Origin of the sequence: Curtobacterium sp. MCBA15_001 (assembly GCF_001864835.1) — a bacterium.
GTDB lineage: Bacteria > Actinomycetota > Actinomycetes > Actinomycetales > Microbacteriaceae > Curtobacterium.
In genome coordinates, this window is record NZ_MJGI01000007.1 from 53113 (window position 1) to 73243 (window position 20131).

Below are 20131 nucleotides of genomic sequence, written 5' to 3' on the forward strand. Positions count from 1 at the left end.
CGTGGGGGTCCTCCAACCGTCGGCTGTGCGTCCCCCGGTAGGGTGAGCGGGTGACTCAAGGCGACACCCCCGATCTCTCCACGACGGCCGGCCGGCTCGCCGACCTCCGCGTGCGGTACCACGAAGCCGTGACCGCCGCTGGCGAAGCCGCCATCGCGAAGCAGCACGCCAAGGGCAAGACCACGGCGCGCGAGCGCATCGAACAGCTCCTCGACGAGAACTCCTTCGTCGAGCTCGACGAGTTCGTCCGGCACCGCACCACCGCCTTCGGCATGGACGCCAAGCGCCCCTACGGCGACGCGGTCGTCACCGGCTTCGGCACGATCCACGGCCGCCAGGTCGCGGTCTACGCGCAGGACTTCACCGTCTTCGGCGGGTCGCTCGGCGAGGTCGCCGGCGAGAAGATCATCAAGGTCATGCAGCACGCGCTGAAGACCGGCGTGCCGATCATCGGCATCCTCGACTCCGGCGGGGCACGCATCCAGGAGGGCGTCGTCGCCCTCGGCAAGTACGGCGAGATCTTCCGCCTCAACACCCAGGCGTCCGGGGTCATCCCGCAGATCTCCATCGTCATGGGCCCGGCAGCCGGCGGCGCCGTGTACTCCCCGGCACTCACCGACTTCGTGATCATGGTCGACAAGACCAGCCACATGTTCGTCACCGGCCCCGACGTCATCAAGACCGTCACCGGCGAGGACGTCGGCTTCGAGGAACTCGGCGGCGCGCAGACGCACAACGCGGTCTCCGGGGTCGCGCACTACCTGGCCGAGGACGAGTCCGACGCGCTCGACTACGCGCGCTCGCTCATCGGCTTCCTGCCGGACAACAACCTCTCCGACGCCCCGGCGTACGACGTCGGCCCGGAGCTCGAGACCACCGACGCCGACCGCGAGCTCGACCTCGTCATCCCGGACTCGACGAACCAGCCGTACGACGTCACGCAGATCATCGAGCACGTCGTCGACGACGGCGACTTCTTGGAGGTGCAGCCGCTCTTCGCGCCGAACATCCTCATCGGGTTCGGCCGGGTCGAGGGCCGCACGGTCGGCATCATCGCGAACCAGCCGCAGGCGATGGCCGGCACGCTCAACATCGACGCCGGCGAGAAGGCCGCCCGCTTCGTGCGGTTCTGCGACGCGTTCGGCATCCCGATCTTGACCCTCGTCGACGTGCCCGGCTACCTGCCCGGCACCGACCAGGAGTGGACCGGGGTCATCCGCCGCGGCGCGAAGCTGCTGTACGCCTACGCCGAGGCCACCGTCCCCCTCGTCACCGTCATCACGCGCAAGGCCTACGGCGGCGCGTACATCGTGATGGGCTCGAAGCAGCTCGGCGCGGACATCAACCTCGCGTGGCCGACCGCCGAGATCGCGGTGATGGGCGGCCAGGGCGCGGTCAACATCCTGTACCGGTCCGAGATCAAGCGCGCCGAGGACGCCGGCGAGGACGTCGCCGCCGTGCGCTCCCGCCTGGCGAACGAGTACACGTACAACGTGGCCTCGCCGTACCTGGCAGCCGAACGCGGGGAGCTCGACGGCATCATCCAGCCGCACGCCACCCGCGTGTCCGTCATCAAGGCCCTCCGTGCACTCCGGGGCAAGCGCGCGTCGCTGCCGCCGAAGAAGCACGGCAACATCCCGCTGTGACGGTGCGCTGATGGCCAAGCACGCAGCCGCCGTCCCCGCGGACGAGCCCGCATCGGTCGCGGACGTCCGTGTGGTGTCCGGTGAGCCCACGCCCGAGGAGCTCGCCGCGGTCGTCGCTGTCCTGCAGCGGCAGGCCGACGAGGCCGCCGCCGCGGGTCGTGCGCGGATCGAGGTCTCGCCGCGGGCGTCGTGGGACGCCTCGGCGCGCGGACTCCGGGGGACGCTGCCGTCCGGCCGGGGCGCCTGGTCGCGGTCGTTGCGGTAGCGGTCGCCGCCGGGGGCGGTCGTTGGGGTAGCGCGGCCGTTGCGGTAGCGCGGCCGTTGCGGTAGCGCGGCCGTTGCGGGCCGTTGCGGTGGTCCGCATGCCTGGGGACCGCCCCTTCCGGTCCGATGATGCATCGTGCGACCATGTACCCCTCGGATCCTCCCCGGTATCGGCGTTGCAGGGTGCACTTCCGGGTCCGTCTCCCCTCGATCGGGGGTCAGGATCTCCGGAACGGCGTCGAAACGGGCCGAATTGTCCCCCATAATGACGACTGACACCTGTCGTCCGTGTCGGCATAGTAGTTCGTGTTCGGTGTCCTTCAACGAAGAGCATCGCCGGACGGTGGCCGACTAGGGTACGACGCCATCGTCCAATGCGAGCCAGGGCGATATTCGGGTTGTCGCTCTGCCTCGGGTCGTGAACGGGCCGGTCGGATCTCCGACCGGCCCGTTCCCCGTTTCCGGCCGTCCCCCGTTCCCGGCCGTCCCCCGTTCCCGGGCTGGCACGGTCGCGTGCGCCGGGCGTCGGGCGCCGGGCCGCCGCTCGCCGGGCCGCCGTGCCGCGCGACATCCCCGCTGTCGTACGACATCGACGGTGTCGTTCCGTCGGACGGAGCGACGCCGACTCCGTGCCGCGCGACATCCCCGCTGTCGTACGACTTCGACGGTGTCGCCCGAGTCGCTCGCCCCGCCCGAGTCGTTCGAGTCGCTCGAGTCGCTCGAGTCGTTCGAGCCGTTCGAGCCGCCCGAGCCCACGGCGACCACCGCCGCCACGCTGACCACGGCCGCCGCGCCGCGCCGCGTCGGCACCGTCGCGCGCTGGTCAGGCGGTCTCGTGCCGCGGGATCTCGAGCCAGAGCGCCACAGAGTCGTCCCCGTCACCGTCCTCGTCGTCGTCCTCGTCCTCGTCCTCGCCGAGCCCGGCCCCGAGCGCCGCCGACTCGCTCGCCGCCAGGTCGAGGCGCAACCCCACGACGGTGACCGCCGCACCGGACCCCTCGGGCACCGTCCGCACGATCACGTTGTCGGCGTCGTGCGCCTGTCGGAGCGCGTCGGCCAGGTGCAGGTGGATGCGACGCAGGTCGTCGACCTCGAGCTCGTCGAGCCCACCGTCGTCGTGCAGCTGCACCACCGCTCCCCGTCGGCGCAGCCGCATGACCTCGTCACGGACGTCGTCGGAGAGCAGAGAGCGACCTCGGATCTCGTCGCGGATGGCCTGCTCCAGGTGCAGGCACTCCTCGCGCTCGTCGTCGGTGAGGTCCCCGCAGGAGTCGATGATGCGCTGGAGCATCGGCAGCGCCATCCGCGTGGTCTGGCTCAGCCGGAACTGCCGCTCGAAGACGTGGGCGTCCTGCGCCGCCTGCCAGTCCGCGGTCTCCTGCTCGGCGCGCATGAAGTCCCGAGTGATGCGCGTCGCCCGGTTCATCGCCGCGGCGAAGGCGGTGGCGATCGCGACCCACGACAGGCTGCCGACCACGCCGAGCTTGCTGAGCGAACCCGGCCCGGCCCACACGGCGACGAAGACGGTCAGGAACAGCACGCCGGCCCAGGCGAAGGGGGCACGCTGCCGCACGACCAGGATCGTCATGAGCGTCCCGATCGCTGCCACCCACCACGTGGCGTAGCTGGCCTCGTCACCGGGGTCGACCACGGGCGCGGCCACGACGGGCATCGCGATCGCCGTCGCGAGCGCGAAGCACGCGGACCACACCGGCAGAGCCTGCGCCCGCAGGAACAGCGCCGTCCCGGTGGCGGCCACGTACAGCGCCATGCACGCGATCGCTGGGCCCATGTCGCTCGCGCCGGGCAACGCCGTCAGCCCGAGCACGAGGTGGTAGACCGAGAACAGCGCGGCGAGACCGGTGGCGATGCCCGCGGGGACGGAGACCTTCACCGTGCTGCCTCGTCCGGAGCCGGCCAGGTCAGCACGACGTGCGTGCCGGATCCGGGCGTCGTGTGGATGGTCGCGGTGCCCCCGGCCGAGACGACGCGCTCCAGGATGGACCGTCGGACGCCCAGCCGCTCGGCGGGGATGGCGTCCTGGTCGAAGCCCGAGCCGTCGTCGCAGACCTCGATGCGGACGACGCCGGCGGTGTGCTCCATCGTCACCCAGCGCGACGCCGTCTGCCCGGCGTGCTGCACGCTGTTCACGGCGGCCTGCACCGCGGCGGACGCCAACGCGTCGGCGACGACGGCCGGGACCGTGGCCGTGGCCGAAGCCGAGGACCGATGACCGGGCCGGACCGTCACCGGGGCCGCCAGCCCCGTCACGGCGTGCGTCACGCGGTCGCGCAGCTCGGTCAGCGACACCGGAGGGCCGTCCCCCGGGGCGTCGGCCGCGGCGGCGAGGTGGTCGATGGCGTTGCGGGCCATCCGCGCCGCCAACGTCCGGGCGTCCTGGGTGTCGGTCCGCGCGGCCGACAGCAGCGTCGTCAGCACGCTGTCGTGCACGATCGCGTCGACCTGGATGCGTTCGACCTCGGTGGCGTGCTCGCGGATCGCGTGGGCGTAGCGCCGGACCGCGGTCGCCTGGGCGGTGTCCACCGTTGCCGCGGCCCGGCGGAGGATGACGATGAGCACGAGGGCCGCACCGCCGAGGATGCCGATGTACGTGCCGTCGAGGACCGCCCGGAGCACGCCGACGTCGCCGCCGGTCGGGGCGATGCGGATGAGCGCGTAGACCACCGGCACGACCGCGGTGTACACGACCGCACGCCACGTCGCGAAGCCCATCGCCGCGGCGACCGTCCCGACGTTGCACACCCACCAGGGCCACGGCTGCTGCGCCTCGAGCGGTCGGACCACCGTGAACGGCCAGAGCACCAGCACGACGAGGAACAGCAGCGCCGTCGCGATCTGCGCCGGCTGCACGAGCCGTCGGACGAAGACGGAGACACCGACCAGGACGAAGGACACCGCGAGCACGCACGGCAGCACGACCCCGGCGACGGGGTCGAGGAACGGCAGCTGCGCGACGACCTGCGAGACGTTCGTCGCACCGAACCCGAGGGCGAACACCGCCAACAGGATCGCGAACGCACGCTCGACCGAGGCCTGCGACACCGTCGCCCGGACGTTGCGCGCCGGGTCTGCCCCGAACGGCGCGACCTCGGTCGTCATCGGACCGCTGCCGTGCGTGGACGGCACATGGTGGGGCTCAGCGCCCGTCGGCGTCGGGGTCGATGCCCGAGTCCAGGCCCGGCAGGATGCCGTCCTCGACCGCACGCCGGAGCAGGTCGACCTTGGTCGGCGCGGGACGCCCGACCTCGACGTACTTCACGCGGATGCGGTCGAGGTACTCACGCGCGGTGGAGTACCCGATGCCGAGCTGCTGGGCCGCGAGCTTGAGCGGCAGGCCCGATGCGTAGAGGTGCAGGATCTCGCGTTCTCGACGGCCGAGCTGCGCCTTGGCGAAGTCCCGGTCCGCGTCGATGGCGCTCGCCCACTCGAGGTTGTTCAGCACGTCACCCCGTGCCACCGTGGCGACGGCTGCCATCACGGTCTTGGTCGCGGACGACTTCGGGATGACCCCGGCGGCCCCTGCCGCCAGTGCCTCACGCACGTTCGCCACCCGGTCGGCGATGCTGTGGACCAGGACGGCGGAGCCGGTGCCCTGGACGCCCTTGACGTTCTCGGTGACGGTCGAGCCGTCGCCCAGCGACAGGTCGAGGACCACGACGTCGACCTCGCGCCCGTCGAGGTCCCGGATGTACTCCGGCACGCTCGCCGCGGTCAGCACGACCTCGAACCCCTCGTTCTGGCACGCCGCCTGGATCCCGAGACGCACGGACTCGTGGTCGTCGACGATCGCGACGCGGACGGGCCTGGTGGCCACTCCGGTCGTCCCTGCTGTGGTGGTCGTTTCTGCTGGCACGGTGACCTCTCGTTCCGACGGGCCCGGCCCCTGAAACCGGGTTGCCGTCAGCAACCAACAATACCCAGTCGGTCGGCCTCCGACGCCCCCCGATCAGGCGATGGGGACGAGTCGCGCCACGGCCTCCATGTGGTGCGTGTGGGGGAACAGGTCGAAGGCCCGGAGCGCTTCGAGCCGGTAGCCCAGATCGGCGAACGTGGCGACGTCCCGGGCCAACGCGACCGGGTCGCAGGCGACGTACACGACCTGTGCGGGCTGCAGTGCGGCCACCTGCACGACGACCTCGCGACCCGCTCCGGCGCGGGGCGGGTCGAGCACGACCGTGCCCGCCCGGAAGCGCTGCTTCTCGGTGGGCGACGCCGTGGACGCCGTCCGGGACAGCCACCGGTCGACGCGGGCGGTCTCCGCGCGGGCACCGATCCACTCCGACAGGTTCTCCTGCGCGTGCTCGGTCGCACGGCTCGAGCTCTCGACGCTCGTGATGCGGGCCTTGGGGCCGACCAGGTCCCCGAGCGCTGCGGCGAGGAGCCCGACACCGCCGTACAGGTCCAGGTGCGCACCCTCGGGGTCGAGTCGCTCACGGTCGACCAGGTCCTGCACCGCCTCTGTCAGCACGGCCGCGGCGGCGTGGTGCACCTGCCAGAACCCGGTGTCGTCGACCTGGAACGTCCGTTCGCCGGCGGTCTCGGTGACGACCGTCGGCTTCTGGTCGTCGATGACCAGGCGTGCCGCACCGGCGTCGCTCGGCGCGAGGACGTCCACGACCGACGCACCGGGCATCGCACCGCGGCCGAGCGGCGCGATCTGCTGCACCGCCGCGGTGGCCAGCGGCAGCGACTGCACCGGGACGACGTCGTGCGACCGGGCGGCGAACGGACCGGCTGTGCCGTCCTCGTCGACGTGCAGACGGACGCGGGTGCGCCAGCCGAGGCCGTTCACGGCGTCGTCACCCGGCGCGGCCTCGACCACGACGTCGTGACCGAGCACCTCGGCCAGGTCCAGGTGCGCGAAACGGGAGAAGGAGTCGACCAGGACGTCGTGCTTGAGCGTGCGCTGGTGTGCGAGGGCGATGTGCCCGAACTCGGCGCCTCCCGGGCGGACGGCGGGGTCGCGATCGAGACCGGCCTCCGGCCAGACGTGGTCCACGCGGTGCTCGCTCGGCGTGATGACGCTCACGGTGTCGGCGCGCCAGAACGACTTCTTGCGGTCCTCGGTCACCCGCGCGACGACCCGCTCCCCGGGGATCGCGTCCGAGACGAAGACCACGCGGCCGTCGTGTCGTGCGACCGAGATGCCCCCGTGGGCGATCCCGGTGATGTCGAGCTCGAGCAGCGTTCCGACGGATTCACCCATGGTTCGATGTTCCCATGCGTCTGTACCTCGCGAGTACCTCCCCCGCCCGCCGCGCGCTCCTCGCCCAGTCCGGGATCGAGCCGGTCCTCGTCGCCCCGGGGGTCGACGAGGACGCCGCGGCCGCAGCCGCCGCCCAGACGCTCGGGCGCGCCCTGACCGGTCCGGAGCTCGTGTCGCTGCTCGCGGTCGCGAAGGTGTCGGCCGTCGCGGACGCGGCCGTCGCGGGGTCACCGGTCGACGGCATCGTCTTCGGGGGCGACTCCGCATTCGAGGTCGACGGGCAGCTGTACGGCAAGCCCCACGACCCCGAGGTCGCCCGGAACCGCTGGCGGCAGATGCTGGCCGCCGGCGGCGGGACGCTGTGGAGCGGGCACTGCGTCGTCGACCGGCGCCGGGACCTGGACCCCACCACCCACCGGCCTGGAGGCTCGGATCCAGCCCGCACCGAGCCTCCCGTCCGTCCCGGCGCCGGTCTCGGGCCGTGGGCCGGTGCGGTCAGCGACGTCGCGCCCGGCGGATCCGCACTCGCCGTGGACGGCGACCGCGTGGTCGCCGTGGACAGCGCGGTGCTGACCTTCGCCGACGACGTGTCGGCGGACGAGATCGACGCCTACGTGGCGACGGGTGAGCCCCTCGAGGTGGCCGGCGCGTTCACCATCGACGGCCGGGCGGCCGCGTACATCACCCGGATCGACGGTGCACCCTCGGCCGTCGTCGGGCTGTCACTCCCGGTGCTCCGCACGATGCTGCTGCAGGGGTTCGGCGTCCGGTGGCACGACCTCTGGGCACTGTAGACATCCACACTGGTTCGGCGTCGTTCTTTGTGGATGCCGGTCAATTCGTGCTCCCGCAGCACGAATACGCTGACTTACCATGCCCCGTATCAGCAAGGTCCTCATCGCGAACCGCGGCGAGATCGCCGTCCGCATCATCCGCGCGGCCCGCGATGCTGGAAAGGCCTCGGTCGCGGTCTACGCCGACCAGGACCGTGACGCCCTGCACGCCCGCCTCGCTGACGAGGCGTACGCGCTGAACGGCACCACCAGCGCGGACACCTACCTGGTGATCGACAAGATCATCTCGGTCGCCCGCCGCTCCGGTGCCGATGCCGTGCACCCCGGCTACGGCTTCCTGGCCGAGAACGCCGACTTCGCCCGCGCCGTCATCGACGCCGGGCTGGTCTGGATCGGCCCGTCGCCTGAATCCATCGAACGGCTGGGCGACAAGGTCTCGGCACGCCACGTGGCCGAGAAGGTGGGCGCGCCGCTTGCTCCGGGGACCATCGAGCCCGTCCAGGACGTCTCCGAGGTCTTCGACTTCGTCGACCAGGTCGGGCTGCCCGTCGCGATCAAGGCCGCGTTCGGCGGTGGCGGTCGTGGTCTCAAGGTGGTGCGCTCGCGCGACCAGGTCGAGGAGCTCTTCGAGTCGGCGACGCGCGAGGCGATCGCGGCGTTCGGTCGTGGCGAGTGCTTCGTCGAGAAGTACCTCGACAAGCCGCGCCACGTCGAGACCCAGTGCCTGGCCGACGAGCACGGCAACGTCGTCATCGTCTCCACCCGCGACTGCTCGCTGCAGCGTCGCCACCAGAAGCTCGTCGAAGAGGCCCCTGCGCCGTACATCACGCCCGCGCAGCACGACCGGCTGTACGAGTCGTCGAAGGCGATCCTGCGTGAGGTCGGCTACGTCGGTGCGGGCACCTGCGAGTTCCTCATCGGGGCCGACGGCACCGTGTCCTTCCTCGAGGTGAACACCCGCCTGCAGGTCGAGCACTGCGTGTCCGAAGAGGTCACCGGCATCGACCTCGTGCGCGAGCAGTTCCGCATCGCCGAGGGCGGCACGCTCGACTACGACGACCCCACGCCGCGGGGTCACTCGTTCGAGTTCCGCATCAACGGCGAGGACGCCGGGCGCAACTTCTTCCCGGCGCCCGGTCCCGTGCACGTGTTCAACGCCCCGTCGGGCCCCGGCGTCCGCGTCGACTCCGGCGTCGTGTCCGGCGACGTGGTGTCCGGCTCGTTCGACTCGATGCTCGCGAAGCTCATCGTCACCGGTGCGACCCGCGCCGAGGCACTGGAACGCGCGCGTCGTGCCCTCGCCGAGTTCGAGGTCGCCGGGCTCCCCACCGTCATCCCGTTCCACCGTGCCGTGGTGTCCGACCCGGCGTTCGCGACCTCCGACGACGAGCCGTTCAGCGTGTACACGCAGTGGATCGAGACCGACTTCGTCAACGAGATCCCGGCGTGGAGCGGCTCCCCCGAGGAACTGCCCGCTCCGGCGTCGCGCGACACCGTCGTGGTCGAGGTCCAGGGCAAGCGCATCGAGGTCACCATGCCGTCGATCGTCGGCGGGGGCGCTGCCGGCGCCACGGGTCGACGTCCCGCCGGTCCCTCCGCTCCCCCGCGTCGCCGTACCTCGGCGGTCCGTGGCGGGTTGGCGTCCTCCGGTGCCGCGGTGACCTCGCCGATGCAGGCCACCGTGGTGAAGCTCGCGGTCGCCGAGGGTGACACCGTGGTGAAGGGCGACCTGCTCGTCGTGCTCGAGGCCATGAAGATGGAACAGCCCGTGCAGGCCCACAAGGACGGCGTCGTCACCGGGCTGAACGCCCCCGTCGGCCAGACGATCTCGTCCGGCCACGTCCTGCTCGAGCTCGCGTAGCGGCTGCCCTGGCGCGCGGCGCTGGCGCGCGGCGCGTCCGCCTGACCGCGTCGCACCCCCACACGAACATCGCACCCCGTCACACCGGGGTGCGATGTTCGTCACAGGGTGCGATCCGCAGCAGCTCGCCACGCTTCGCCCCACTTCGGGCCGAGCGGGACCCCCGCATCGTGGAGTCGCCGCGGGAGCTGCCCGCCGGGCATCGCGTCGGTCCAGACCACGCGGCCGAAGTGGTGCACGTCACGCTTCCGACGGAGGGCATCCTCGCGTCGCTTCTCCTCGACGACGACCTCCTCGGGCGTACGCCCACGGCGGAGGCGCCGATCGCGGTACTTCGCCGCGCCGTCGAACTCGATCACGGTGCCCGACTCCGGGAACCAGAAGTCGACCCGCTCCTGTCCGCCCCAGTCCGTGACGAACTCGTGCTGGAGGACCGGAGTCGGTGTCCCGAGGACGTGCGCGCCCCAGCGGGTGATGCTCTCGCCGGGTGACTCGGCTGCAGCGTCCGCGAAGGCGACGAGCTCAGATGCACGGCGTCGTGCACGAGGCGCTCCGCGGGCGGAGAGTTCCGCAACCAGGGCCGCGTGTGGCACTCCGCGACGCAGCACCGCGTCGAGCACGGCGACCGCACGCCAGGGGTGGTCTGACAGTGCGACGTCGACAGCGGTGACTGCGAGAGACGTCGTCGGGATCCCTGCCACGAGTACGGTGTCCGGGACCCGACCAGCCGTACCGACTCGACGGGTGACTCCCTTCGACTGCCCTCGGTCACGCGACGGATCAGCGAAGAACACCCGGCCGCCGAACGGACCGATCCACGGCAGGCCGTGCAGGGCGACGGCGGAACGGTGTGACACGACGAGACCGCGACCGTGATCGAGTGCAGCTCGCGATGCGTGGATGAGCGCGAGGTGCCGGTCACCGACGGTCGCAGCGCTCCACGCAGCAGAGTCAGCGAAGTGACCGCGTCTGATCCTGACGAAGTCGCCGCGCGCCGCGGACCGTCGAGTGGCCGCTGCGGCTGCGGCCTCGATCCCGATGGTTGACCTGACGGTGATGGACATGGGACCAGCGTCCCGATCCCGCCGAACATCGGAGGTCGATCACACGAATCTGTGCACCGCGCCATCCACCAGGCGGCTGTGGAGGAGGAACGCGGAGCGCGTCGCACCCCCACACGGACATCGCACCCCGAGGCAACGGGGTGCGATGTTCGTGGCAGGGTGCGAAGCGCGGAGCCGGTACGCGGTGCGGAGCCGGCCGGCGCCGCCGCCGCCGCGCGGCCCCTACGACACGCGGGGGCGCACCGCGTCGGCGAGGGCCTCGACGAGGGCCTGCGCCGCGGCCGGGGTCTCCGCCACGGTGTCGATGTAGACCTTCACCTTGGGCTCCGTCCCGCTCGGCCGGATGATCACGCGGGCATCGCCGGACAGGTCGTAGCGCAGGATGTCTGACGGCGGGAAGCCGTCGACCCCGGCCGCGTAGTCCGTCGACCGCAGCACGGTCAGCGGACCGAGCGTCGTCGGCGGCGTCGCCCGGAGCGCCTGCATGATCGTGCCGATGCGCGCGAGGTCGTCCACGCGCGTGGCCACCTGCCCGGAGGCGAACGCGCCGAACTCCGCGGCGAAGGCGTCGAGCTGCCCGGCGATGCTCGACCCGGACGCGGCGAGCGACGTCGCAAGGTCGAGCAGCACGAGGGCCGCCGAGATGCCGTCCTTGTCGCGGACGACCTCGGGGTCGACCAGGTAGCCGAGCGCCTCTTCGTAGCCGAAGAGCAGGTCGGGCACACGGGACACCCACTTGAAGCCGGTCAGCGTGTCGCGGTACCCGAGCCCGTGCCGCTCGGCGACCCGAGACAGCGCCGGGGACGACACGATCGACGCGGCGAGCACCCCGGAGCGGCCCGCGGCGACGGCGTCCGACGCCGCGCGCCAGCCGAGCAGCCACCCGACCTCGTTGCCGGAGAGTCGTCGGTACGAGCCGGAGCCGTCCGGGATCGCGAGCGCCAGGCGATCGGCGTCCGGGTCGTTCGCGATGACCAGGTCCGCGCCCACGGCGACGCCGCGGGCGATCGCCAGGTCCATCGCGCCGGGCTCTTCGGGGTTCGGGAACGACACCGTGGGGAACGCGCCGTCGGGCTCGATCTGCTCGGTGACCACCGCGGGCTCGGCGAAGCCGGCTGCGGCGAAGACTGCGCGGGCGGTCTGCCACCCGACGCCGTGCATCGCCGTGTAGACGACGCTGGGCTGCGCGTCGACCGGGAGGCGCGGGGCCGGCACGATCGCGGCCGTCGCGGCCACGTAGGCCTCGGCCAGGTCCGGACCCGCCACCGCGAAGTCCGTGGCACGCGGGAGGTCGGACAGCGGCGACGCAGCGACCGCTTCGATGGCGTCCGCGATCTGCCCGTCGACCGGCGGGACGATCTGCGAGCCGTCGTCGTCTCCGCCGAGGTACACCTTGTAGCCGTTGTCACGCGGCGGGTTGTGGCTCGCCGTCACCATCACGCCGGCGCCGACGCCGAGGTGCCGGACGGCGAACGCCAGAACGGGCGTGGGCAGTGCCGAGGGCAGCAGCGTGACGTCGAGCCCGAGGCCGCGCATGACCTCGGCCGAGTCACGGGCGAAGACGTCGGAGTTCACCCGGCCGTCGTAGCCGATCACGACGCTGCGCTGCCGACCGGTGTCGATGAGGAACCGGGCGAGGCCGGCAGCCGCCTGGGAGACGACGACGCGGTTCATGCGCAGGGGCCCCCACCCGAGCTCCGCACGGAGCCCGGCGGTGCCGAACTGCAGCCGGCCGGCGAACCGCTCCCGCAGTTCTTCGAATGCGGCAGAGTTGCCGCGCTTTGCTCGTTGTACGACCGCATCGAGTTCACCCCGGGTCTGGTCGTCGCGGTCCTGGTCCATCCATGCACGGGCAACACCGAGGATCTCGGACTGCTCGGGGGTGAAGGTGACGACCCGCTTGCCGTCGGTCACAGGGCTGCCACGACCCGGGCGAGCAGGTCGGCGATCACGGGCTCGGCTTCACGACCGGCTTCGAGCACCTCGGTGTGCGACAACGGGGTCTTCTGGATGCCCGCGGCCAGGTTCGTGATGAGCGAGAAGCCGAGGACCTCCATTCCGGCCTGCCGGGCGGCGATGGCCTCGAGCGCGGTCGACATGCCGACGATGTGCCCGCCGATCGTCTTCGCCATCTGGACCTCGGCCGGGGTCTCGTAGTGCGGGCCGCGGAACTGCGTGTAGACGCCTTCGTCGAGCGACGGGTCGACGCTCTTCGCGACCGCGCGCAGGCGGGCGGAGTACAGGTCCGTCAGGTCGATGAACGTCGCGCCCTCGAGCGGGCTGTCCGCCGTCAGGTTGATGTGGTCGCTGATGAGCACCGGTGTGCCGGGCTTCCAGTGTTCCTTGATGCCGCCGGCCCCGTTCGTCAGGACCATCGTGCCGGCGCCGGTCGCCGCAGCGGTGCGGACGCTGTGCACCACGCGACGGACACCGTGGCCCTCGTAGTAGTGCGTGCGCGCGCCGATGACCAGTGCGTGGCGGCCGTCGGCCAACCGGATCGAGCGGACCGTGCCGGAGTGCCCGGGGACGGCCGACGCGCTGAAGCCGGGGACGTCGGCGGCGTCGATCGAGGACACCGTCTCGCCGATGAGGTCGGCGGCCTTGCCCCAGCCGGAGCCGAGCGTCAGAGCGATGTCGTGCCGCTCGATGCCGGACCGGTCGGCGATGACCGCGGCGGCATCGCGAGCGACGTCGAACGGGTCGACGGAGGGGTCGTTGAGCGGGTTCGTGCTTGCCATGCCGCAATGCTACGGGGCGGGCGACTCCCCCAGGGACTTCTCCACAGCCGCGGTGATCTCGGTCTGGTCGAAGTGGTTGCGGATCACGATGACCTCGGCGTAGGTGTCGCCGATCGCCGCGACGAACTCCTGCGACGTCAGGATCACGTTGGCGTCGTCCGACACCGCTCGCACCGACGCGACGTCCGCTGCCACGACCTCGGCGGTGAGCCCGAGCGCGGCCAACGCCTTCTCCGCGTTCACCTTGAGGATGCCGCTGGACCCGATGCCCGCGCCGCAGATCGTCACGATCTTCATGCCGAGACCCCCATGATCGACCGCACCTGGTCAGCGGAGGACGCAGCGGCCAGGCGCGAGGTCACCGAGGCGTCGTTGAACAGGTTCGCGATCTCGCCGATCGACTCCAGGTGCGTGCCGACCCCGGCCACGGCGAGCCCGAGCACCACCGACACCGGGTCGTTGTGCGGGTGCCCGAACGCGACCGGTGTGGCGAGGGTCACGACGGACAGCCCGTCGTGCAGCACGGACGACCCCGGACGTGCGTGGGCGAACGCCAGCCCGGGCGAGATCACGATGTAGGGCCCGTGTTCCTCGACCATGGCGATCATGGCGTCGGTGTACTCGTCGGTCGCCGCCCCGGACGCGACGAGGGCACCCCCGGCGAGCCGGAGCGCGTCGCGCCACGACGGCGCGGACGCCCCGAGGACGACGGCGGCGTCGGAGAGCGGTGGCAGGCCCATGGATCAGGCCTCCGCGTACCCGGCGGGCACCGAGTACCCCGAGGTGATCAGGGAGATGATCTCCTCGCGGTCCTCGAGCGGCAGGAAGGACCCGAGCGCCGCGTTGATCTGGAACGCTGCCAGGTCGTCGAGGTCGTACCCGAACGTGCCGGCCAGCAGGGCGAGCTCCTTGGTCAGCGTGGTGTTGCTCATCAGGCGGTTGTCGGTGTTGACCGTGACGCGGAACCCGAGCTGGTACAGCACGTCGAACGGGTGGTCGGCCAGGTCGTCGCCCCACGCGGCGATGGCACCGGTCTGCAGGTTCGACGACGGCGAGACCTCCAACGGGATCTCGCGGTCGCGGACCCAGGACGCGACCTCGCCGAGCGACGCGAGCGTCGACCCGTCACCGGCGTCCGAGAGCTGGACGTCCTCGAACAGCCGGACGCCGTGTCCCAGGCGGAGCGCGCGCCCGTCGACCAGGGCCGAGCGGATCGACGCCAGTCCGTCGGCCTCGCCCGCGTGGACGGTCACCGGGAACAGTTCGGACGCCAGGTGGTCGAACGCGGCGCGGTGGTTCGACGCCGGGAACCCGGCTTCCGCTCCGGCGATGTCGAACCCGACGACGCCGCGGTCACGGTGCCGGACGGCGAGCTCGGCGATCTCGAGGGACCGGTCGGCGTGCCGCATCGCGGTGACGAGCTGCCCGATGCGGATGGCGCCACCGGCGGCGTCGACCGCTTCCTCGATGCCGGCCTGTACTGCCTCGACCGTCTCGTCGAGGGACAGCCCGCCGCGCAGGTGCTGCTCGGGGGCCCAGCGGACCTCGCCGTAGACGACGCCGTCGGCGACCAGGTCCTCGACGAACTCCTTCGCGACGCGGTGCAGCTGCGGCGCGGTCTGCATGACCGACGTGGTCACGTCGAACGTCTTCAGGTACTCGACCAACGACCCGGAGTCGGACTGGTCGGCGAACCACTGCCCGAGCTCCGCGACGTCGGTGGTGGGCAGCGTGACGTCGGCCTGGGCTGCGAGCTCGACGATCGTCGCAGGACGCAGACCACCGTCGAGGTGGTCGTGCAGCGAGACCTTGGGCAGGTCGTTGATGACCGCCCCGGCGTCGGGCAGGCGGTAGGTCGTGGCGTCGGCGCTCATGGAGACCAGGCTATCGGTGGTCACCGACCACGCGTCGGTCCCGGCGCACAACGGTGGACAGGACGCACTGGAGGCTCCCCACAGGTCGGCAGGGAGCCTCCGGTGACGCAGGCGGGCGGCCCGGGGCCGACGGACGGCCGAGGACCGGTGGACGACCCAGGACAGGCGGCGCGGGTCAGGACGCGATGCGCTCGCGGACGATCGACCCGCGCTCCGGCGCCGACGCGCCGACCGACCAGGCACCCTCGAGGGACTCGAGTGCCCGCGGGATGCGCGCGGCGTCGTCGGTGTGCAGCGTCCACAGCGGCTGCCCGGCCGTCACCGTGTCGCCCGGCTTCACGTGCAGCTCGATGCCCGCCCCGGCCTGCACCGGGTCCTGCGCCCGGGCACGACCCGCGCCGAGACGCCAGGCCGCGATGCCGAACGGCAGGGCGTCCTGCTGGGCGAGCACGCCGGACGACGTCGCCGTGACGACGTGCTGCTCGCGGGCGACGGGCAGCGCAGCCGACGGGTCACCGCCCTGCGCCTGGATCATCCGCCGCCAGGTGTCCATCGCGCGGCCGTCGGCCAGTGCGGCCGCGGGGTCCGCGTCGGGCAGGCCCGCCAGCCGGAGCATCTCGGATGCGAGTTCGATCGTCAGCGCGACGACGTCGGCCGGTCCACCGCCAGCGAGCACGTCGACCGACTCCCGCACCTCGAGCGCGTTGCCGATCGTCAGGCCGAGCGGGACCTCCATGTCGGTCAGCAGCGCCGAGGTCGCGACACCGGCGTCGTTGCCGAGGTCGACCATCGTCTGCGCGAGCTCCCGCGACGCCTCGTAGGTCGGCATGAACGCCCCGGAGCCGAACTTCACGTCGAGCACGAGCGCGCCGGTGCCCTCGGCGATCTTCTTCGACATGATGCTCGACGCGATGAGCGGGATGCACTCGACCGTGCCGGTGATGTCGCGGAGGGCGTAGAGCTTCTTGTCCGCGGGAGCGAGCCCCGAGCCGGCAGCACAGATGACCGCGCCGACGTCGGACAGGATCGCCATCATCCGCTCGTTCGACAGCGCCGCCTGCCACCCGGGGATCGACTCGAGCTTGTCGAGCGTGCCGCCGGTGTGGCCGAGCCCACGGCCGGACAGCTGCGGCACCGCGACGCCGAACGACGCCACGAGCGGCGCCAGGGGCAGCGTGATCTTGTCGCCGACGCCACCGGTGGAGTGCTTGTCCACGGTCGTCTTGCCGAGCGAGCCGAACGACATCCGCTCCCCGGAGGCGATCATGGCGAGGGTGAGGTCCTTGATCTCGCGACGCTCCATCCCGTTCAGGAAGATCGCCATCGCCATCGCCGCCATCTGCGGGTCCTCGACGTAGCCGCGCGTGTACGCGTCGACCAGCCAGTCGATCTCGGCGGTGCCCAGGGCGTCGCCCGAGCGCTTCGTGCGGATGAGGTCGACGGTGTCGAACGGCTCGACGGCCATGCTGATCAGTGCTCCTGCTGGTAGGTGACGAGGGTCCGCGGCCCGAAGGCGTCCGGCAGGACCTCGTCGATGGTGCGGATGCCGGAGACGGTCTCCAGCAGCATGCCCTCGGCCGAGTGCTCGAACAGCAGCTGCCGGCACCGTCCGCAGGGCATCAGGGTGGCGCCGTCGCCGTCCACGCACGTGAACGCGACGAGCTTGCCGCCCCCGGTCATGTGCAGTTGCGACACGAGCGAGCACTCCGCGCAGAGCGTCACGCCGTACGACGCGTTCTCCACGTTGCAGCCGGAGACGATCCGCCCGTCGTCGGTGAGCGCCGCAGCGCCCACCGGGAAGGACGAGTACGGCGCGTAGGCGCGCCCCATCGCGGTCGTCGCCGCCTCGCGCAGCGCGGTCCAGTCGACGTCGACGCTCGCGTCGATCGCGGCGTCAGGATCGGACGGGAGGCTCCTGGCCGGGTCCGTCCAGGCGGGCTCGCCCGCCGTCCCCACCGGCACGGCCGGAACGCCGCTGGCGCGTCGTTCCGGTACCGGCGGCGTGGGCCCATGGTCACCCGCAGCGTCCGTGTCGGTCATGTGCCGTGCCTCCTGTCCGTCAGCTCTTGATGTACGGCTTGCCGGCGGCCGCCGGCCCCCGCGACTGCCCGACCAGGCCGGCCACCGCGAAGATGGTCACGACGTAGGGCAGCATCAGCAGGAACTCGCTCGGGACGGGCGAGTTGATCGAGCCGAGCACGTTCTGCAGGTTCGACGCGAAGCCGAACAGCAGCGCCGCGAGCGTGGCGCGGATCGGGTCCCAGCGGCCGAAGATGACGGCGGCCAGCGCGATGTAGCCCGCGCCGGCGGTCATGTCCTTGGCGAACGGTCCGACCGAGCCGAGCGTGAAGTACGCACCACCGAGACCGGCGATCGCACCCGCGAGCGAGACGTTCCAGAACCGGGTGCTCAGCACGTTGATGCCCACCGTGTCCGCCGCCTGGGGGTGCTCGCCGACCGCGCGCAGGCGCAGGCCCCAGCGCGTCTTGAACAGCGCGAAGGTGACGACCGCGACCGCGACGTACGCCAGGTAGACGATGACGTTCTGCTCGAAGAAGACGGGGCCGATGACCGGGATCTGGTGCAGCACCGGGATCGGCAGGACCGGGAAGCGGATGCCGACGTTGAGCGTCTGCTCGGCCGGCGACAGCACCTGCGAGTACAGGAAGCCGGTCAGGCCGGAGATGAACGCGTTGATGACGACGCCGACGATGACCTGGTCGACGAGGTACTTGATGCTGAACGCGGCGAGGACGAACGAGACGAGCACACCGGCGACGAGGGCACCGACCAGGCCGACCCAGGCCGAGCCGGTCAGCGAGCCGATCATCGCGGAGACGAACGCCCCGGCGAGGAACTGCCCCTCGATCGCGATGTTGACGACACCGACGCGTTCGGAGATGACGCCACCGAGGGCACCGAACACCAGCGGGACGCTCAGGCCGAGTGCCCCGACGAGCAGACCGGGCAGCGGGATCGTGGCGCCGGCCGCGGCCCAGGTCAGGAACCCGACGACGAACAGGATCGCGAAGACGGTCGTGACCCACAGCGGGACCCGACGGAAGCCGTTCGCCTGGACGAACGCGTAGACCGAGGCCAGCGCGAGCAGCACCGTCACGGTGATGCCGGTGCCGGAGCCGGGCAGCGCGACGTCGGGCAGCTGGACGAAGTCGCCGGCGTTCGCGAGCCGGAACGTCGCCGATCCGTCACGACCGAGCAGGACGAAGAAGACCAGGGCGACGACCGTGAACACGGCGTAGCCGATCGGCAGCTTCCAGCTGCGGGTGGACTCGACCGCGCGGTCGGCCAGGGGCGCGTGCGGCGCGGGCGCGGTGGGGCTGATGGTGCTCACGCGGCGACTGCCTTCCGCTCGGACTTCTTGGTGCGCCTGCTGCGGGCGCCGGGCTGCGGGATCCGGAAGATCGCGCGGACGAGCGGCGGAGCGGCGATGAACAGGACGATGAGGGCCTGGATGACCCCGACGATGTCGATCGGGATGCCGTTCGCGGCCTGCATCGCGTAGCCGCCGTTCTTGAGCACACCGAACAGGATCGCTGCCCAGAACGTGCCCCACGGCTTCGAGCGCCCGAGCAGTGCGACGGTGATCGCGTCGAAGCCGATGCCGGCGTCGATGTTCGAGGTGAAGCCGCTCGTGACGGCGCCCTGCACCTGGTACGCCCCGGCGATGCCGACGAGCGCGCCGGAGATCACCAGCACCCAGATGGTCAGCGACGGGACGCTCATGCCGGCGACGCGGGCGGCACGCGGGTTCTCACCGATCGTGCGGAAGCGGAAGCCGAGCGAGGACTTGTTGACGAGCCACCACACGACGACGACCGCGATGATCGCCACGATGAAGCCGAGGTCGACGCCGTACCGCGGGCCGAACAGCTGCGGCAGCACCGCGGAGTCCTTCATCGCGGGCGAGATCGGGTTCGGGCTGCCGGGTGCCTGCAGCAGGCCCGGGGTGCGGAGCAGGTAGCTCACCAGGTACAGCGCGACGTAGTTGAGCATGATCGTCAGGACGACCTCGTTCGCCCCGGTCCGCGCCTTGAGCACGCCGACGATCCCGCCCCAGACCGCGCCGCCGACGATGCCGGCGACGACGGTGAGGGGGATGTGGACCGCGGCGGGCAGGTCGAACGAGAACCCGACCCAGCCGGCCGCCGCGGCACCCATCAGGATCTGGCCCTGGCCGCCGATGTTGAACAGGCCCGCGCGGAAGGACAGCGCGATGCCGAGACCCGCGGCGATCAGCGGCACGGCGTAGTCGATCGACCGGGTGATCGGGACGACCGCCTGGGCGAACGAGTCCGCGCCGAAGTTGATGACGGAGCCCTGGAACAGCGAGGCGTAGGAGCCGCCCACGGCGGTGCCGATCGCGCGGAACGTGTCGGCGGGACGGGCGAAGAAGTACCCGGCGGCCTGCTGGACCGCGGAGTCGGTGACGGCGATCAGGATGCCGCACGCGACGAGGGCCAGCACGACGGCCAGGACCGTGACGAGCACGGAGCCGTTCATGATGCCCTGCAGCGCGCTCTGCCAGCGGTCGGCGCCCTTCTCCCCCGCGCGGCGCTCGGCGTCGGCGGCGGAGTCGGTCATCAGGTGCGGGGTGCCCTCGACGTCCTGCAGGCGGTCGTCGGTGGCGACGTCCGTCGTCGGG

Annotated in this window: 18 protein-coding genes; 4 read left to right on the plus strand and 14 right to left on the minus strand. The window is 71.7% G+C overall.

Annotated elements, in window-relative coordinates; genetic code table 11:
• The first annotated feature begins 50 nt into the window (after window positions 1-50).
• Window positions 51-1646, plus strand: a complete 1596-nt coding sequence (locus tag BIU90_RS04015; protein WP_071298956.1) for an acyl-CoA carboxylase subunit beta — start codon at window positions 51-53, stop codon at window positions 1644-1646.
• Window positions 1647-1656: 10 nt separating this feature from the next.
• Window positions 1657-1911, plus strand: coding sequence for an acyl-CoA carboxylase subunit epsilon (locus tag BIU90_RS04020; RefSeq protein WP_071298957.1), 255 nt, complete (start codon window positions 1657-1659; stop codon window positions 1909-1911).
• An 822-nt stretch (window positions 1912-2733) separates the two neighbouring features.
• Here the strand turns inward: BIU90_RS04020 and BIU90_RS04025 are convergent.
• The 4 genes from BIU90_RS04025 to BIU90_RS04040 all read right to left on the minus strand — a co-directional run bounded on the left by BIU90_RS04025 (window position 2734) and on the right by BIU90_RS04040 (window position 7137).
• The gene (locus BIU90_RS04025; RefSeq protein ID WP_071298958.1) at window positions 2734-3804 is read right to left on the minus strand and encodes a hypothetical protein; all 1071 of its coding nucleotides are present in this window, start codon (window positions 3802-3804) and stop codon (window positions 2734-2736) included.
• Window positions 3801-5030 carry a sensor histidine kinase gene (locus tag BIU90_RS04030; protein WP_071299033.1) on the minus strand — a complete coding sequence of 410 codons (1230 nt, stop codon included), beginning with the start codon at window positions 5028-5030 and terminating at the stop codon, window positions 3801-3803. Before BIU90_RS04030 ends, BIU90_RS04025 begins: the two co-directional genes overlap by 4 nt.
• 37 nt (window positions 5031-5067) lie before the next feature.
• Window positions 5068-5745, minus strand: coding sequence for a response regulator transcription factor (locus tag BIU90_RS04035; protein ID WP_254786944.1), 678 nt, complete (start codon window positions 5743-5745; stop codon window positions 5068-5070).
• A 132-nt stretch (window positions 5746-5877) separates the two neighbouring features.
• A complete protein-coding gene (locus BIU90_RS04040; protein ID WP_071298960.1) occupies window positions 5878-7137 on the minus strand; it encodes a class I SAM-dependent RNA methyltransferase in 1260 nt (419 codons plus the stop codon).
• Between the two features lie 14 nt (window positions 7138-7151).
• On the opposite strand from BIU90_RS04040, the gene BIU90_RS04045 reads away from it, so the two are divergent.
• Window positions 7152-7931 (plus strand): nucleoside triphosphate pyrophosphatase, encoded by a 780-nt coding sequence (locus BIU90_RS04045; RefSeq protein WP_071298961.1) that lies wholly within the window; start codon window positions 7152-7154, stop codon window positions 7929-7931.
• 79 nt (window positions 7932-8010) lie between these two features.
• The gene (locus BIU90_RS04050) at window positions 8011-9792 is read left to right on the plus strand and encodes a biotin carboxylase N-terminal domain-containing protein (RefSeq protein WP_071298962.1); all 1782 of its coding nucleotides are present in this window, start codon (window positions 8011-8013) and stop codon (window positions 9790-9792) included.
• Between the two features lie 101 nt (window positions 9793-9893).
• Here the strand turns inward: BIU90_RS04050 and BIU90_RS04055 are convergent, their stop codons facing one another.
• The 10 genes from BIU90_RS04055 to BIU90_RS04100 all read right to left on the minus strand — a co-directional run bounded on the left by BIU90_RS04055 (window position 9894) and on the right by BIU90_RS04100 (window position 20070).
• Window positions 9894-10649, minus strand: a complete 756-nt coding sequence (locus tag BIU90_RS04055; RefSeq protein WP_139195099.1) for a hypothetical protein — start codon at window positions 10647-10649, stop codon at window positions 9894-9896.
• A 429-nt stretch (window positions 10650-11078) separates the two neighbouring features.
• Entirely contained in the window at window positions 11079-12698 is a 1620-nt protein-coding gene (locus BIU90_RS04060) for a phospho-sugar mutase (protein ID WP_083403690.1), read from the minus strand.
• A 68-nt stretch (window positions 12699-12766) separates the two neighbouring features.
• The gene (locus BIU90_RS04065) at window positions 12767-13594 is read right to left on the minus strand and encodes a purine-nucleoside phosphorylase (protein ID WP_071298965.1); all 828 of its coding nucleotides are present in this window, start codon (window positions 13592-13594) and stop codon (window positions 12767-12769) included.
• 9 nt (window positions 13595-13603) lie between these two features.
• A complete protein-coding gene (locus BIU90_RS04070; protein ID WP_071298966.1) occupies window positions 13604-13891 on the minus strand; it encodes a PTS sugar transporter subunit IIB in 288 nt (95 codons plus the stop codon).
• Window positions 13888-14334: a PTS sugar transporter subunit IIA gene (locus BIU90_RS04075; protein WP_071298967.1), complete on the minus strand. Its 447-nt coding sequence runs from the start codon at window positions 14332-14334 to the stop codon at window positions 13888-13890. The genes BIU90_RS04070 and BIU90_RS04075 overlap by 4 nt, the downstream gene beginning before the upstream one ends.
• A gap of 3 nt (window positions 14335-14337) precedes the next feature.
• Entirely contained in the window at window positions 14338-15468 is a 1131-nt protein-coding gene (locus tag BIU90_RS04080; protein WP_071298968.1) for an adenosine deaminase, read from the minus strand.
• Window positions 15469-15643: 175 nt separating this feature from the next.
• Window positions 15644-16933, minus strand: a complete 1290-nt coding sequence (locus BIU90_RS04085) for a thymidine phosphorylase (protein ID WP_071298969.1) — start codon at window positions 16931-16933, stop codon at window positions 15644-15646.
• A gap of 5 nt (window positions 16934-16938) precedes the next feature.
• A complete protein-coding gene (locus BIU90_RS04090; RefSeq protein ID WP_071271663.1) occupies window positions 16939-17355 on the minus strand; it encodes a cytidine deaminase in 417 nt (138 codons plus the stop codon).
• A 172-nt stretch (window positions 17356-17527) separates the two neighbouring features.
• A complete protein-coding gene (locus BIU90_RS04095) occupies window positions 17528-18820 on the minus strand; it encodes an ABC transporter permease (RefSeq protein ID WP_083403679.1) in 1293 nt (430 codons plus the stop codon).
• Entirely contained in the window at window positions 18817-20070 is a 1254-nt protein-coding gene (locus BIU90_RS04100; protein WP_083403691.1) for an ABC transporter permease, read from the minus strand. Before BIU90_RS04100 ends, BIU90_RS04095 begins: the two co-directional genes overlap by 4 nt.
• Window positions 20071-20131: the final 61 nt, after the last annotated feature.